This window comes from Amycolatopsis vastitatis (assembly GCF_002234595.1).
Classification (GTDB): domain Bacteria; phylum Actinomycetota; class Actinomycetes; order Mycobacteriales; family Pseudonocardiaceae; genus Amycolatopsis; species Amycolatopsis vastitatis.
In genome coordinates this window covers 1-610 of record NZ_NMUL01000095.1, presented here as the reverse complement: position 1 = coordinate 610, position 610 = coordinate 1, and the positions used below count along the sequence as shown (strand labels likewise).

Below are 610 nucleotides of genomic sequence, written 5' to 3'. Positions count from 1 at the left end.
CCTGTTCCATGAGCCCGGCGCGTTCGAGGCTGAGGGTGTCGAACTGGCCGTGGGCGGCGAGGTTGCGCATTCCGGCGCACGAGTCCAAGTCCTTGACATCCTGAGCGGTGATCAGCTTGGCGGTGCGTAATGCGGCGGTGAGCTTGTTGATGCCCGGCCGGTCGGGGTAGGGGACGTTCTGGGCGTAGGCGAGGGCACGCAGCGCGATCTCCAGCGCGGCCCCGCAGAGCATGATCGGTGCGGCCGGGTGGCCCTGCTTGTCCTCCAGCAGTTGCCGCACCTGGCCCATCAGGTCGATGCGGGTGCCGGTGATCTCGTTGAGCGTGCGTTCGCCGACGACCTCGGCGACGCCGCGGCGGACTTGCCGGCACCAGGCCTCAAGCAGATCACCCAACGCCCGGATTCCCGTCTCCCGCGACTTCCTCTCACCGTTATTGGAGTAGAGGTCGTCGGCCTGCTTGAGCCATTGGCTGTCGGGTCCCGCATACACGCGCAGGAACTCTCGAGCCTCGGTGGCGACCGCGATCAGGCCGAACAACCCGCTTGGGTCTGTGGCTTTCCAGTAGCCGTCGCCGTACTCGCTCGGTTCCCACTTCATGCCGTCGCGGAG

The 610-nt window shown here is 66.9% G+C and carries 1 protein-coding gene; it reads right to left on the bottom strand.

The window, feature by feature from the left end; all coding sequences use genetic code 11:
- On the bottom strand, positions 1 to 538 hold a 538-nt coding region (locus tag CF165_RS49240), incomplete at its 3' end, for a hypothetical protein (RefSeq protein ID WP_143268941.1).
- Between the last annotated feature and the right edge of the window lie 72 nt (positions 539 to 610).